Source organism: Amycolatopsis mediterranei (assembly GCF_026017845.1).
GTDB lineage: Bacteria > Actinomycetota > Actinomycetes > Mycobacteriales > Pseudonocardiaceae > Amycolatopsis > Amycolatopsis mediterranei.
Map to the genome: position 1 here is coordinate 597,476 of NZ_CP100416.1, position 14,144 is coordinate 611,619.

14 protein-coding genes are annotated in these 14,144 nt (G+C 68.9%); 13 read left to right on the plus strand and 1 reads right to left on the minus strand.

Annotated features, from left to right (window positions below):
• Positions 1 to 17: 17 nt before the first annotated feature.
• The 13 genes from rplJ (at position 18) to ISP_RS03145 (ending at position 12,832) form a co-directional block, all read left to right on the plus strand.
• Complete coding sequence (gene rplJ, locus ISP_RS03085; RefSeq protein ID WP_013222529.1) at positions 18 to 572, plus strand: 50S ribosomal protein L10; 555 nt, start codon at positions 18 to 20, stop codon at positions 570 to 572.
• A 49-nt stretch (positions 573 to 621) separates the two neighbouring features.
• Positions 622 to 1,005 (plus strand): 50S ribosomal protein L7/L12, encoded by a 384-nt coding sequence (gene rplL / locus ISP_RS03090; protein WP_013222530.1) that lies wholly within the window; start codon positions 622 to 624, stop codon positions 1,003 to 1,005.
• Positions 1,006 to 1,409: 404 nt separating this feature from the next.
• Positions 1,410 to 2,582 carry an ABC transporter ATP-binding protein gene (locus ISP_RS03095; protein ID WP_013222531.1) on the plus strand — a complete coding sequence of 391 codons (1,173 nt, stop codon included), beginning with the start codon at positions 1,410 to 1,412 and terminating at the stop codon, positions 2,580 to 2,582.
• Between the two features lie 38 nt (positions 2,583 to 2,620).
• Positions 2,621 to 3,373 (plus strand): MlaE family ABC transporter permease, encoded by a 753-nt coding sequence (locus ISP_RS03100; RefSeq protein WP_013222532.1) that lies wholly within the window; start codon positions 2,621 to 2,623, stop codon positions 3,371 to 3,373.
• Positions 3,374 to 3,377: 4 nt separating this feature from the next.
• On the plus strand, positions 3,378 to 4,214 hold the full coding sequence (locus ISP_RS03105) for an MlaE family ABC transporter permease (RefSeq protein WP_013222533.1): 837 nt from the start codon (positions 3,378 to 3,380) through the stop codon (positions 4,212 to 4,214).
• Complete coding sequence (locus ISP_RS03110) at positions 4,211 to 5,536, plus strand: MCE family protein (RefSeq protein WP_013222534.1); 1,326 nt, start codon at positions 4,211 to 4,213, stop codon at positions 5,534 to 5,536. Before ISP_RS03105 ends, ISP_RS03110 begins: the two co-directional genes overlap by 4 nt.
• Positions 5,533 to 6,561, plus strand: coding sequence for an MCE family protein (locus ISP_RS03115; protein WP_013222535.1), 1,029 nt, complete (start codon positions 5,533 to 5,535; stop codon positions 6,559 to 6,561). The genes ISP_RS03110 and ISP_RS03115 overlap by 4 nt, the downstream gene beginning before the upstream one ends.
• Entirely contained in the window at positions 6,558 to 7,544 is a 987-nt protein-coding gene (locus ISP_RS03120) for an MCE family protein (protein ID WP_013222536.1), read from the plus strand. The genes ISP_RS03115 and ISP_RS03120 overlap by 4 nt, the downstream gene beginning before the upstream one ends.
• A complete protein-coding gene (locus ISP_RS03125) occupies positions 7,541 to 8,725 on the plus strand; it encodes an MCE family protein (RefSeq protein WP_013222537.1) in 1,185 nt (394 codons plus the stop codon). Before ISP_RS03120 ends, ISP_RS03125 begins: the two co-directional genes overlap by 4 nt.
• Entirely contained in the window at positions 8,722 to 9,894 is a 1,173-nt protein-coding gene (locus ISP_RS03130) for an MCE family protein (RefSeq protein WP_013222538.1), read from the plus strand. The genes ISP_RS03125 and ISP_RS03130 overlap by 4 nt, the downstream gene beginning before the upstream one ends.
• Positions 9,894 to 11,159 carry an MCE family protein gene (locus ISP_RS03135; protein ID WP_013222539.1) on the plus strand — a complete coding sequence of 422 codons (1,266 nt, stop codon included), beginning with the start codon at positions 9,894 to 9,896 and terminating at the stop codon, positions 11,157 to 11,159. The genes ISP_RS03130 and ISP_RS03135 overlap by 1 nt, the downstream gene beginning before the upstream one ends.
• Before the next feature lie 37 nt (positions 11,160 to 11,196).
• Positions 11,197 to 11,772 (plus strand): hypothetical protein, encoded by a 576-nt coding sequence (locus ISP_RS03140; protein WP_013222540.1) that lies wholly within the window; start codon positions 11,197 to 11,199, stop codon positions 11,770 to 11,772.
• An 82-nt stretch (positions 11,773 to 11,854) separates the two neighbouring features.
• Entirely contained in the window at positions 11,855 to 12,832 is a 978-nt protein-coding gene (locus tag ISP_RS03145; RefSeq protein WP_013222541.1) for a hypothetical protein, read from the plus strand.
• A gap of 16 nt (positions 12,833 to 12,848) precedes the next feature.
• Here ISP_RS03145 and ISP_RS03150 read toward each other — a convergent pair whose 3' ends face one another.
• Positions 12,849 to 14,093 (minus strand): hypothetical protein, encoded by a 1,245-nt coding sequence (locus ISP_RS03150; protein WP_013222542.1) that lies wholly within the window; start codon positions 14,091 to 14,093, stop codon positions 12,849 to 12,851.
• Between the last annotated feature and the right edge of the window lie 51 nt (positions 14,094 to 14,144).

Sequence of the window (14,144 nt, forward strand, 5' to 3'; positions counted from 1 at the left end):
CAAGAGAGGAGGCGACCATGGCGAAGCCCGACAAGGTGGCGGCCGTCGCCGAGATCGCGGAGAGCTTCCGCACCAGCTCGGCCACCGTCGTTACCCAGTACACCGGCCTCTCCGTGTCCCAGCTGTCCCAGCTGCGCCGCGCTCTCGGCACCAGTGCCAAGTACCGGGTCGCGAAGAACACCCTGGTCAAGCGGGCGGCCGAGGACGCCGGCATCCAGGGTCTCGAGGACCTGTTCGTCGGCGCGACCGCCATCGCCTTCGTCGAGGGTGAAGCAGTCGACGCCGCCAAGGCGATTCGCGACTTCGCGAAGGACAACAACGCGCTTGTGATCAAGGGCGGCTACATGGACGGCCGAGCGCTGTCCGTGGACGAGATCAACCGGATTGCCGATCTCGACAGCCGTGAGGTCCTGCTCGCCAAGGCGGCGGGCGCGTTCAAGGCGAAGCTTTCCCAGGCCGCCGCGCTGTTCCAGGCGCCGGCGTCCCAGGTCGCCCGCCTGGCTGCCGCGCTGGAGGAGAAGCAGCGCAACGCCGCCGGTACCGAAGCAGCCGAAGCACCCGCCGAGAGCTGAACCACCCCCACCCCGAACGTCTAGTTCGTTTTTCTGAGAGGAAGCCATCATGGCGAAGCTGAGCACCGCCGAGCTGATCGACGCCTTCAAGGAGCTGACCCTCCTCGAGCTGTCCGAGTTCGTGAAGGAGTTCGAAGAGGTCTTCGACGTGACCGCCGCCGCGCCGGTCGCCGTTGCCGCCGGCCCGGCCGCCGCCGCTGCCGCCCCGGTCGAGGAGCAGGACGAGTTCGACGTCGTCCTCGAGGGCGCCGGCGACAAGAAGATCCAGGTCATCAAGGTCGTCCGCGAGGTCGTCTCGGGCCTGGGCCTGAAGGAGGCCAAGGAGCTGGTCGAGGCCGCTCCCAAGGCCCTCCTGGAGAAGGTCGACAAGGAGGCCGCCGAGGCCGCCAAGGAGAAGCTCGAGGCCGCGGGCGCCAAGATTTCCATCAAGTGATTCCGGGCGCGCCAGCGCCTTGCACCACCTCGAGAAAGGGGCGGGCATCCACTGCGGATGCCCGCCCCTTTCCGTGTCTGCGACTTCCTGAGCTGCGGACCCGCCGAAACCCCTAGGAGCGTTGTCCGGATCTCCCCGGGGTCCCTAAATCGTGGATCCGGGGGCGCCCGGACCTGCGCCGTTGCCCCGTTTGGGCTACCGTGCTGCCAGTTGGCGATCACGGCGGGGTGACGATGGACCCGGGGCTGGCCAGAAAAGAAAACTGGTGAGTAACCTGTTCGCACTCAGCTCGTTGCACCTGGTTGACGCGGGTTCGTGGGCGCCACCGGCCCACACTCGCCGCCGGCGTGGGTGGCAGGGTGTGGCAGCGGGCGCAATGACGCGGAACAGCTCCTGGAGGTGCGATGGGTGCCGAGGTGGTCATCGAAGGTCTGACGAAGTCCTTCGGTAAGCAGGCCATCTGGCGGGACGTCACGTTGACGCTCCCCCCGGGCGAAGTGTCGGCCATGCTCGGCCCGTCGGGGACCGGCAAGTCGGTCTTCCTGAAGTCGATGATCGGGCTGCTCAAGCCCGACCGCGGCCGCTGCATGATCAACGGGGTGGACATCGTCACCTGCTCCGAGCACAAGCTGTACGAGATCCGGAAGCTCTTCGGTGTCCTCTTCCAGGACGGCGCGCTGTTCGGCTCGATGAACCTCTACGACAACGTCGCCTTCCCGCTGCGTGAGCACACGAAGAAGTCCGAGACGGAAATCCGCCGGATCGTGCTCGAGAAGCTCGACATGACCGGTCTGAACGGCGCCGACAAGAAGCTGCCGGGCGAGATCTCCGGCGGGATGCGCAAGCGCGCCGGCCTGGCCCGCGCCCTGGTGCTCGACCCGGAGATCATCCTGGTCGACGAGCCGGACTCGGGCCTCGACCCGGTCCGCACCACCTACATCTCGCAGCTGTTCCTCGACGTCAACGCGCAGATCGACGCGACGTTCCTGATCGTCACCCACAACATCAACCTGGCCCGCACGGTGCCGGACAACCTGGGCATGCTCTTCCGCAAGGAACTGGTCATGTTCGGCCCGCGCGAGGTGCTGCTGACCAGCGAAGAGCCGGTCGTCAAGCAGTTCCTCAACGGCAAGATGCAGGGCCCGATCGGCATGTCCGAGGAGAAGGACAGCGCCCAGATGGCCGCCGAGCAGGCGATGTTCGAAGCCGGCCACCACGCGGGCGGGGTCGAGGACGTCTCCGGCGTGCCGCCGCAGATGCAGCCGACGCCGGGCGTGCCCACCCGGATGGGTGCCGTCCGCCGCAAGGACCGGGTCATGGAGATCATGCACCGGCTGCCGCCGGCCGCGCAGGAAAGCATCATCGAGTCGCTGAGCCCCGAGGAGCAGCGCCACTACGGTGTGCGGCCGCACCGCGGGCAGCCGCAGCAGGTCGGCGCCCGCCCGCAGGGTGACGGCGTCCCGAACCAGCACCACGGGCAGCTGCCCGCCGACCAGGTGGCGCGGATCCCCGGCGGCCAGCCGCCGAGAACCGGCACGCACCGAATGCCACCGAACAACGGGCCAGGTGGCCGGTGAGCTCTCCCGCAACACAGGCGAAGATCCCCGGGATCGGCATGCTCCGCGAGACCGGGAACCTGTTCGCTCTCGGCCTGGACATCGTCCGCGGCCTGTTCCAGCGCCCGTTCCAGCTGCGGGAGTTCATCCAGCAGTCGTGGTTCATCGCGAGCGTGACGATCCTGCCGACGGCCCTGGTGGCCATCCCGTTCGGTGCCGTCATCTCGCTGCAGTTCGGGTCGCTCGCCCGCCAGCTGGGCGCGCAGTCCTACACCGGCGCGGGCTCCGTGCTCGCCACCGTGCAGCAGGCCAGTCCGCTGGTCACCGCGCTGCTGGTGGCGGGTGCGGGCGGCTCCGCCGTCTGCGCCGACATCGGCGCCCGGACCATCCGCGAAGAGATCGCCGCGATGGAGGTGCTCGGCGTCTCCGCGGTGCAGCGGCTGATCGTGCCGCGCACCCTCGCGATGATGCTGGTCGCGCTCCTGCTCAACGGCATGGTCAGCGTCATCGGCGTGCTCGGCGGCTACTTCTTCAACGTCGTGCTGCAGGGCGGGACGCCGGGTGCGTACCTGGCGAGCTTCTCCGCCCTCGCGCAGCTGCCCGACCTCTGGGTCGGCGAGCTCAAGGCGCTGATCTTCGGGTTCATCGCCGCCGTCGTCGCGTCCTACCGGGGCCTGAACCCCTCCGGCGGCCCGAAGGGCGTCGGGGACGCGGTGAACCAGTCGGTGGTCATCACGTTCCTGCTGCTGTTCGTCGTGAACTTCGTGATCACCCTGATCTACCTGCAGATCGTGCCCGGAAAGCTGGACTAGCGCCATGACGTTCCTCCAGGGCGCGAAACGCGTCGTCAACCGACCCCTCCAGACACTGGACACCTTGGGTGACCAGATGTCGTTCTACGGCCGCGCGCTGCTGTGGACGCCGCGGACGCTGCGCCGCTACACCAAAGAGGTGCTCCGGCTGCTGGCCGAGGTGAGCTTCGGGTCCGGCTCGCTGGCGGTCATCGGCGGCACGGTGGGCGTGATGGTCGGCCTGACGCTGTTCACCGGTGTCCTCGTCGGCCTCCAGGGCTATTCGGCGCTGAACTCGATCGGGACGTCGGCCTTCACCGGCTTCCTGACCGCGTTCTTCAACACGCGCGAGATCGCCCCGCTGGTCGCCGGGCTCGCCCTGAGCGCCACCGTCGGCGCCGGGTTCACCGCGCAGCTGGGCGCCATGCGGATCTCGGAGGAGATCGACGCACTGGAAGTCATGGGTGTGCCGAGCCTGCCGTACCTGGTGACGACGCGGATCATCGCCGGGTTCGTCGCGGTCATCCCGCTCTACATCATCGGCCTGCTGAGCTCGTACCTCGCGTCGAGACTGGTCGTGATCTACATCTACCACCAGTCGGCCGGTACCTACGACCACTACTTCGACCTGTTCCTGCCCCCGCAGGACGTGCTGTATTCGTTCATCAAGGTGCTGCTGTTCAGCGTCCTGATCATCCTGTCGCACTGCTACTTCGGGTACCGGGCGACCGGTGGCCCGGCCGGGGTCGGCGTCGCGGTCGGCAAGGCCGTGCGGCTGTCCATCGTCACGGTGTCGATCATGAACTTCTTCATCGGGTTCGCCATCTGGGGAACCGACGTCACGGTAAGGATCGCGGGATGAGGACGCTCCGACGCAGGCTGCTCGGCCTGCTGCTCATCGCCGTGATGGTCGGCGGGGTGGCGCTGTCCATCGCGCTCTACGACAAGGCGTTCACCCCGGTCGTCACGGTCAGGCTGCAGGCCGACAAGATCGGCAACCAGCTGATCAAGCAGTCCGACGTCAAGGTGCGCGGCCTGATCGTCGGCTCGGTGCAGGACATCGTCGCCACCGACCACGGCGCCGAGCTGACCCTGGCGCTCCAGCCGGAGTCCGCGAAGCTCATCCCGGAGAACGTCTCGGCGCGGTTCCTGCCCAAGACGCTCTTCGGCGAGCGGTTCGTCTCGCTGGAGATCCCGAAGGACCCGTCGGCCAAGACGATCGCAGACGGCGACGTCATCCCGCAGGACCGCACGTCGAGCGCGATCGAGCTGGACCAGGCCTTCGAGCACCTGATGCCGGTGCTGCAGGCGGTGCAGCCGCAGAAGCTGTCGGCGACGCTCACCGCGATCTCGACCGCGCTGCAGGGCCGCGGCGACCAGCTCGGCGACACGCTCTCGCAGCTGGGCACCTACATCGGCGAGCTGAACCCGCACGAGCCGGAGCTGCAGCACAACCTCAAGGCGCTCGCGGAGTTCTCCGACCACCTCAAGGACGCGGCCCCGGACCTGGTGCAGAGCCTGGACAACCTGAGCACGACAACCCGCACCGTGGTCGACGAGCGGCAGAACCTGTCGAACCTCTACGGCAGCCTGACCCAGGCCTCGGTGGACCTGCAGACGTTCCTGCAGAACAACAAGGACAACATCATCTCCCTCGTCGACACCGCCCGGCCGACGGCCGAACTGCTGGCGAAGTACGCGCCGGAGTACCCCTGCGTGATCTCCCAGATGGCCAAGAACGTGCCGCTGATCGACCAGGCGCTCGGCAAGGGCACCAACCAGCCCGGCCTGCACGCGACCATCGAGATCATCGTCCCGCGCGCGCCGTACCAGGCGGGCAAGGAAGAGCCGCGGTTCGACGACAAGCGCGGCCCGCGCTGCTACGACATCAAGGACATCCCGAAGCCGTTCCCGTCCGAGCCGCCGGACGGCGCGTTCAAGGACGGCACGCTGCACCAGGCCGCGCCGAAGAGCGTCGGCGAGGGCCTCAACCCGGCCAAGTTCAAGGCGGACTCGGCCGGCAACGGCGGCAGCGGTGGTGATCTGGCGTACTCGACGGCGGAGCAGGGCTTCCTGGCCGACCTGCTCGGCCCGCAGCTGGGCATGAGCGCCGCGGACGTCCCGGGCTGGAGCTCGCTGCTCGTCGGCCCGCTGTACCGGGGTGCGGAGGTGACGGTCAAGTGAGGGGCCTGCTCGCGCCGCTGATCAAGCTCGGCATCTTCGTGGTCGTCACCGTGCTGTTCACGACGATCCTCGGGATCAGCATCGCCAACATCAACACCACCAGCACCAACGCCTACAACGCGCGCTTCACCGACGCGACGCTGCTGCTGCCCAACGACGACGTCCGCATCGCCGGCGTCCGGGTCGGGCAGGTCAAGGACGTGCACATCGTCGACAAGCGCCAAGCCGAGGTCGAGTTCGAGGTCGACGCCGGCCGGACGCTGCCGGCCGGGGTGACCGCGCAGATCAAGTTCCGCAACCTGGTCGGGCAGCGGTACGTCTCGCTCGGCGAGGGCGACGACAGCGCCGGCAAGACGCTGCCGCCCGGCGGCACCATCCCGCTGGAGCGGACCACGCCGGCGCTGGACCTGACCGAGCTGTTCAACGGCTTCAAGCCGCTGTTCACCGCGCTCAACCCCGAGGACGTCAACAAGCTGTCCTACGAGGTCATCCAGGTCCTGCAGGGCGAGGGCGGCACCGTGGAAAGCCTGCTTTCGCACACGGCGTCGCTGGCCACCACGATCGCCGACAAGGACCAGGTGATCGGCGAGGTCATCGACAACCTCAACTCGGTGCTCGACACGGTCAACGCGCACACGCCGCAGCTCAACGACCTGATCGTGAAGCTGCAGCAGCTGGTGTCCGGGCTGGCCGCCGACCGCAAGCCGATCGGCGACGCGATCGAGAGCCTCGGCAACCTGGCGCAGACGACGTCCGGGCTGCTCGGCGAGGTCCGCGAGCCGCTGAAGAACGACATCGACGCGCTCGGGAACCTGACGAGCGCGCTCAACAAGAACGAGCCGGAGCTGGAGCACTTCATCCAGTTCCTGCCGACCAAGGTGAGCACGCTGACCCGCACCGCGGACTACGGCTCCTGGTTCAACTTCTACGCCTGTGAGTTCTCCGGGAGCGTGAGCTTGCCGCCACTGATCAACGACGTCGCCCTGCCCCTGATCCCGGCGAACCGGGCGAGGTGCCAGGGATGAAGTCCTTCCAGAAGCGCAACCCCGTGCCGATCGCGCTGGTCGGGATCGTCGTGCTGGCGCTCGCCTTCACCGCCGCGCTCAACTCCGACGACCTGCCGGTGATCGGCGGGGGCACCACCTACAGCGCCGAGTTCAGCGAGGCTTCCGGGCTGCAGAAGGACAACGACGTCCGGATCGCCGGCGTCAAGGTCGGCAAGGTCAGCGACATCGCGCTCGACGGCGCGTCGGTGAAGGTGTCTTTCAAGGTCAAGGACGCCTGGCTGGGCGACCGGACCAGTGCCGCGATCAAGATCAAGACGTTGCTCGGGCAGAAGTACCTGTCGCTGGACCCGCAGGGTGAGACCGCGCTGAACCCGGGCACCGGCATCCCGCGCGACCGCACGATGGCACCCTACGACGTGCTCGACGCCTTCCGCGGGCTGTCCCAGACCGTCGACAACATCGACACCAAGCAGCTGGCGCAGAGCTTCGACACGATCTCGCAGACCTTCGCCAACACGCCGCAGGACGTGAAGGGCGCGCTGTCGGGGCTGTCGAAGCTGTCGGACACGATCGCCTCGCGCGACCAGCAGCTGTCGAACCTGCTGGCCAACACCCGCCAGGTGTCGCAGACGCTGGTCGACCGCGACGCCGAGGTGCAGAAGCTGCTCGACGACGGCAACGACCTGCTCGCCGAGCTGGCCAAGCGCGAGGACGCGATCACCGCGCTGCTGGACGGCTCCCGCGAGCTGGCCACCCAGCTGCAGGGCCTGATCGACGACAACGGAAAGCAGCTCGACCCGGTGCTGACCCAGCTCGACCAGCTGACGTCGATGCTGCAGCGCAACCAGGACTCCCTCGCCGAGGGGCTCAAGAAGTTCGCGCCGTTCATCCGCGTCTTCACCAACACCATCGGCAACGGCCGCTGGTTCGACAACTACATCTGCGGCCTGCTGCTGCCGTCGTTCGGCCCGATCAACGAAGAGGGGTGCTACACGAAATGAGTGACACCCGCTTCGGACTGGCCCTGACCCGGGGCTTCACCATCGCGATCGTCCTCGCGCTCGTCGTCGCCGGCGGGATCTGGTGGACCCTCAAGGACGCCGGCCGCAACCACCTGACCGCGTACTTCGCCGGCGCCGTCGGCCTGTACGAGGGCAACAGCGTGCGGATGCTCGGCGTCGACATGGGCACGGTCACCAAGATCACCCCGATGGGCAACCAGGTGAAGGTCGACTTCGAGTACGACCGCTCGGTCGCCGTCCCGGCGGACGCGAAGGCGCTCATCGTGGCGCCGTCGCTGGTGTCCGACCGCTACGTCCAGCTGGCCCCGGCCTACACCGGCGGCCCGCGGATCTCCGACGGCGCGGTCATCGGCCTCGACCGCACCGAGGTGCCGCTGGAGGTCGACCAGCTGGCGGCCAGCCTGGCCCGGGTCAGCGAGACCCTCGGCCCGAACGGCGCCAACAAGTCCGGGTCGCTGTCGAACCTGCTGAACACCGCGGCGGCCAACGTCGACGGCAACGGCAAGGCCCTGCACGACACGATCACCAAGCTCGGCCAGGCGGCCGGCACGCTGTCGGGCAACAAGGACGACCTGTTCTCCACCGTCGAGAACCTCGGCAAGTTCTCGCAGACGCTGGCCGACTCCGACAAGCAGGTCCGCAGCTTCGAGAGCCAGCTCGCCGGCGTCAGCGGCTACCTGGCGTCCGAAAAGGACAACCTGGCCGCGACCGTGCAGCAGCTCGGCACGACGCTGACCGCGGTGCAGGCGTTCATCGACGCCAACCACGACCGGCTCAAGTCCAATGTGGACAAGCTGGCCGGCATCACCAAGGTGCTCGTCGACCAGCGCAGCTCGCTCGCCGAGATCCTCGACGTCGCCCCGGTCGGCCTGAGCAACCTGGTCAACACCTACAACGGCGCGGCGGGCACGCTCGACGCCCGGCCGAACCTCAACGAGCTGACCCAGCCGCCGCTGGTGATGATCTGCCGGCTGCTCAAGCAGGTCGGCAGCAAGGGCATTCCGGACGTGCTCGGCAACGCCTGCGAGAGCATCGCCGGCGTGGTCGACAAGGTGATCCCGCTGCCGTCCGTGGCGCAGACCGTGCAGGCCCTGCAGTCCGGTCAGCTGCCGCCGCTGCCGCTGCCCATCGCCGGGCAGCTCTACGGAGGTGGCCAGTGAAGAAACTCCTGACCGTCGGGGTGCTGGCCACCGTGTCCGCGCTGGCGCTCTCCGGCTGTGCCTTCAAGGGCATCTACGACCTGCCGCTGCCCGGTGGCGCCGACCTCGGCGACCACCCGTACACGGTGAACGTCGAGTTCCGGGACGTGCTCGACCTGACCCCGCAGGCGGGGGTGAAGGTCGACGAGGTGCCGGTCGGCCGGGTCGAGAACGTCGGGCTCACCAAGGACGGCTGGCACGCGCTGGTCACCTTGCGGGTCAACGGCGACGTCAAGCTGCCGGCCAACGCGATCGCCAACGTCAAGCAGTCCAGCCTGCTCGGGGAGAAGTACGTCGAGCTGGCCTCGCCCGGCGCCGACCAGGCCCACGGCAAGCTCGCCGACAACGCGACCATCCCGCTGGCCCGCACGAACCGCAGCGTCGAGGTCGAAGAGCTGCTCGGGGCGCTGTCCCTGCTGCTCAACGGCGGTGGCGTCGACCAGCTGAACACCATCACCAAGGAGCTCAACAACGCCACGTCCGGCCGCGAGCCGGACATCAAGGCGTTGCTGGACAACGCGAACCAGCTGGTGACGAACCTCGACCGGCAGTCGAAGAACATCACCCGGGCCATCGACGGGCTGAACCGGCTCTCCTCGACCCTCAACGACCAGAAGGACAAGCTGGTCGGCGCGGTCGACAACCTCGGGCCCGGGCTCGGCGTGCTGGAGCAGCAGCGCGGCCAGCTGGTCACCATGCTGCAGGCGCTGGACAACCTCTCCGGCGTCGCCACCGACACGGTGAACAAGTCGCAGAAGGACCTCGTCGCCGACCTGAAGGCGCTGACGCCGACGCTGCAGAAGCTCGGCGAGGCGGGCAACGACCTGCCGAAGGCGCTGGAGATCCTGCTGACTTTCCCGTTCAGCGACCAGGCCGTCAACGGCGTCAAGGGCGACTACTTCAACCTGTTCGCGAAGGTGGACCTGAACCTGAAGACCGTCGTGGAGAACCTGGGCAACAGCCGGCAGAACGCCCTGTCCGGGCAGCTGCCGCTGGCCGGCCTGACCGGCGGGGTGCAGGGCACGCCGGCCAACCAGCCGCCACCGCTGCCGATCCCCGGCACCGGGCAGCAGCAGTCGAAGCCGGGCCTGGGCAACCTCTTCGGGCTCCTGCCGGGAGGTGCGGGCTGATGCTGATCCGCCGGACGAAGATCCAGCTGATCGCCTTCGTGGTGATCTCGGTCGTCGCGATCGTGTACGCGCTGATCCGGTTCGCCGGGCTCGGCAGCGTGTTCGGCAACGACGGCTACACGGTGAAGTTGCAGCTCAACGAATCGGGCGGCATCTTCACCAACGCCGAGGTGACCTACCGCGGCTACAACATCGGCCGTGTCGGCGAAATGCGGCTCACCGCGACCGGGCTCGAGGCCGACCTCAACATCGACCCCTCGGCGCCGAAGGTACCCGCGGACCTCGATGCCGTCGTCGCCAACCGGTCGGCGGTCGGCGAGCAGTACGTCGACCTCAAGCCGAAGGCCGACCAGGGCCCCTACCTGGCGGCCGGCTCGGTGATCCCGGCGACCAAGACGACCACGCCGGTCAGCACCGACCGGCTGATCGGCGACCTCGACTCGCTCGCCGCGTCGGTCCCGGTCGACTCGCTGCGCACGGTCGTCGACGAGTCCTACGACGCCTTCCGCGGCACCGGCGGCGACCTGCAGAAGCTGCTGGACACCGCGCGCAGCTTCACCACGACGGCGCAGCAGTACCTGCCGCAGACGATCCAGCTGCTGGACGCCGGCGGCCAGGTGCTGGACACGCAGAACGCCGAGGCGGCGAACTTCGCCTCGTTCAGCAAGAGCCTCAACGAGCTCACCGGCACGCTGAAGAACTCCGACGGCGACCTGCGCAAGCTCATCGGGATCACCCCGCAGGTGGCGTCGCAGATCAGCCAGGTGCTGGCCGAATCCGGCCCGGGCCTGGGTGCGCTGACGGCGAACCTGCTCACCACGGCCAACCTGACCGTGACCCGCCTCGACGGGATCGAGCAGGGCCTGGTCACCTACCCGGCGCTGGCCGGCGCGGCGAGCAGCGTGGCGCCCGGCGACGGCACCGCGCACCTCGGCCTGGTGCTCAACCTGTTCAACCCGCCGGCCTGCACGAAGGGGTACCTGCCGTACTCGAAGTACCGCACCGGCAACGACCTCTCGGCGAAGCCGGCGAAGGAAGACGCGTACTGTGCCGAACCGAAGGGCAGCCCGATCAACGTCCGCGGGGCGCAGAACGCGCCCTACGGCGGGGTGCCGGTCGCGCCGTCGGACAGCGACGTCTCGGCCAACGCGAACCGGCCGGCGCAGGAGCTGGCCGAGGAGCGGGACACCCGGGGGGTGCCGGGCATCGTCGGCAGCCCCGGCGTCAGCCTGACCAGCCTGGGCTCGCTGCTCGGCCTGACCTGACGCGGATTTTGACGACCGTTACCTACCCTGGAGTGTCATGAGCACGGACGAGCCGGCCGCCACGTCGGTAGCGGAAGAGTCTTCCGCGGCGCCGCCGAAGGACGCCTCGCGGACCCTGGTGCTCGGCGCCGCGGCACTGGCACTGGCCGCCCTCATCGCGGCGGCGATCTTCGGCGTCCAGTGGTGGATGGCCGCGAACGACGACAACGCCGGCCTGGCGGCGTCGCGCGAGGCCGTGGTGAAGGCGGGCACCAACGCGCTGAAGGCCTACACCGAGGTCGACTACACCGATCTCGACGGCTTCTTCACCCGGCAGAAGGCCGTGTCGGACGAGAAGATGTCGCAGCAGATCGACCAGTCGGCGCCGACGTTCCGCAAGGCCCTCGCCGACGCCAAGACGAAGGTCACCACGGACGTCCAGGACGTCGCCGTCGAGGAGCTGGACGACCACGAAGGCAAGGCCAGCTTCCTCGCCGCCATCGCCACCACCGTCACCCAGGGGGACAAGAGCAGCGCGAAGCCGTTGCGCCTCGAAGTCTCGATGAGCAAGGTGGGCGAGGATTGGAAGCTGTCCGGCATCGACAGCGTCCCGCTCGTCGCGGCCGGCCAGTAGCGTCACCCAGAAGGAGCCCGTAGTGCCCCCCTCCCGCCGCCAGCCGCCGCGCAGCACCCCGTCGCCGTCGCGGCGTCCCCGCGTGGCCGGGCTGCGCAAGCCCCCGACGGACGAGACCGCCGCCGAGCGGACCGGTCAGCTGCCCGCCGTGCCGCCCGCGAAGCCGCGTCCGCGGCCGGCGCCGCGTCCGGCGCCCCGGCCGGCCGCCAAGCCCGCCGAGCCGGTGGAGTCCACCAGCGGGCAGCTCGACGACCTGGCGCCGGCCGAGGACACGCAGGTGTTCGCGGCGGTCGGCACCGAGGTCGAAGAGGAGCCGCGGGTCGACGCGCTCACGGGGGAGCCATCGGCCGACGAGGAGGAGGCCCCGGCGCGGCCGGCGCCGCGGCGGAAGAAGCGGGACACCGGGATCGCGAAGCCGACCGAGGAATCCGAGGTTCCGGTCTCGGCTGCCGATCCGGAGCCGGAGAAGCGCGCGGGCGCGAAGGTGCCGAAGACGTACCTCGTGGCGGGTGCGCTGGTGCTGGTCGCGCTGATCCTGGGCGGGCTGGCGTTCTGGTTCAAGTCCGAAGAGGTCAAGGTCTCCTCGGCTACGAGCAACACGGCGCTGCTGGACGTCGCGAAGACCGCGCAGGTCAAGGACGCGGTGTCGAAGGCGGCCGAGGCGCTGTTCTCCTACGACTTCAACAACATCAAGAAGACCGAGGACGCGGCGAACGACCTGCTCGCCAACGACGACGTCAAGAACAAGTACAACTCGCTGATGGGCGAGGTGAAGCGGCTCGCGCCGGCCCAGAAGATGATCGTGACGTGCAAGGTGACGCGCGCGGCGGTGATCATGCTGAACGGCGACCTGGCGAAGGTGATGGTCTTCGTCGACCAGACCTCGACCCGCACCGACACGAAGAAGACGACGGCGGGCACGGCCCAGCTCCACCTGAACGCCCAGCTCCAGGGCGACAAGTGGAAGATCACCGACATGGACACCTACAACGCCCCGAAGGTGCCGGCGGCGTCGCAGGCACCCGCGTCGGCGCCGGCTTCCCCGACGCCGTCGAAGTAGCTGCGCCAGGGCTGGTTCAGCCCTGGCGCAGGGTGAACCGGGCCTTGCGGGCCCGCTTGGCGATCTTGCGGTCCGGGTGCTCCTGAGCGATCACGTCCAGCAGGCGAAGCCGGGCCGGATGGTCCGCCGCGGCGATCACACCGACGATGGAGCTCGGGTCCCCCAGCGCGGCCAATTCGTCGAACAGCACCCCGAGCTCGTCCATCGCCGCGAGGTGATCGGTCATGCTCAGGCACAACTCCTCGGAAGTCAGCGATTCGGCCGTCGTCTCGCTGCGTTCGGCCAGCCAGGCCGCCATGACCGCGCCCGCGATGCCGCCTTCTTCGCGGACGGTGCGCGCATCGGCGACGCCGGCATCACCGGCCGCGCCGAGCGTCAGCAACGCGAACAGCCGCTGCGCCGGGCCCTCCGCCTCCCGGAGGAAATCGACGGCTTCCGCGGCGGCGTCCGCCGGGGACCGGTGGGCCACCCACGCGGCCACTTCGGCTTCGGCGATTTCCGGCGGCGCGTCAGCCACGTGCGCACAGAGGGTTTCGAGCGGAGCCGTGGCCAGTTCCCCGACGACCGGCGCGTCGGCGCCCTCGTCGCGGAGCATCCGGTTCAGTGCCCACAGAGCGAGCGGGGTCAAGCTCACGAGGGTCGGATCGGGTTCGGGACGGCCGGTGAGTTCGGCGATCTTGGCGAGCTCTACCGCGTCGGCCTCGGTCCGCTCGATCGCGCCGAGGCGGTCCAGTACCGCCAGGGTCGCCCGGAGGGCGTAGCGCCACTGTGAATCCTCGCGGAGTTCGAGCCCCGCCACCAAGGACGGCATCTGGTCGGCCAGTCCGTACAGCAGCTCCAGCGGCATCGGCGTGCCGCCCGCGGAATACAGCGTCATCTGCAGACCGCCGAGGAAGTCCGGGAACAGCATCCCGAACTCGAACGGCACCTCATCGTCCTCGGTGGCGATACCGTAGCCCGCATCGCCGAGCGTTTCGAACGCGCGGGCCCACAGTTCCACCGGCCGCGTGAGCAGTTTCGCGTTCTTCTTGACCGGCACGTGCGTGCCCTTCAGGACGCGCACGAGCCCGCACGCTTCAGCCCAGCGTGGGAGCAGCGTAAGCCCCGGTTTTGCGGTGCCGTCCAGTTCCGCGACGTACCGCCGCAGGTCGGCCAGCGCCGCGCTGCGCTCGGCAGCGGCCTGCGCCTCGGCCGGAGACGGCAGGCGCACCGGGGGCAACGCGGGAAGAGCATCGACGTCGAGTTCGCACTCCTGGCACATGCGGGCCAGTCTGGCAGGTCGAACTACCCACGTTGGTAATGGCTCCCACCG

Bases quoted from the DNA above. Each gene is read 5' to 3' on its own strand.
- rplJ (WP_013222529.1), top strand. From the start codon at position 18: ATGGCGAAGCCCGACAAGGTGGCGGCCGTCGCCGAGATCGCGGAGAGC.
- rplL (WP_013222530.1), top strand. From the start codon at position 622: ATGGCGAAGCTGAGCACCGCCGAGCTGATCGACGCCTTCAAGGAGCTG.
- ISP_RS03095 (WP_013222531.1), top strand. From the start codon at position 1,410: ATGGGTGCCGAGGTGGTCATCGAAGGTCTGACGAAGTCCTTCGGTAAG.
- ISP_RS03100 (WP_013222532.1), top strand. From the start codon at position 2,621: ATGCTCCGCGAGACCGGGAACCTGTTCGCTCTCGGCCTGGACATCGTC.
- ISP_RS03105 (WP_013222533.1), top strand. From the start codon at position 3,378: ATGACGTTCCTCCAGGGCGCGAAACGCGTCGTCAACCGACCCCTCCAG.
- ISP_RS03110 (WP_013222534.1), top strand. From the start codon at position 4,211: ATGAGGACGCTCCGACGCAGGCTGCTCGGCCTGCTGCTCATCGCCGTG.
- ISP_RS03120 (WP_013222536.1), top strand. From the start codon at position 6,558: ATGAAGTCCTTCCAGAAGCGCAACCCCGTGCCGATCGCGCTGGTCGGG.
- ISP_RS03125 (WP_013222537.1), top strand. From the start codon at position 7,541: ATGAGTGACACCCGCTTCGGACTGGCCCTGACCCGGGGCTTCACCATC.
- ISP_RS03135 (WP_013222539.1), top strand. From the start codon at position 9,894: ATGCTGATCCGCCGGACGAAGATCCAGCTGATCGCCTTCGTGGTGATC.
- ISP_RS03140 (WP_013222540.1), top strand. From the start codon at position 11,197: ATGAGCACGGACGAGCCGGCCGCCACGTCGGTAGCGGAAGAGTCTTCC.
- ISP_RS03150 (WP_013222542.1), bottom strand. From the start codon at position 14,093: ATGTGCCAGGAGTGCGAACTCGACGTCGATGCTCTTCCCGCGTTGCCC.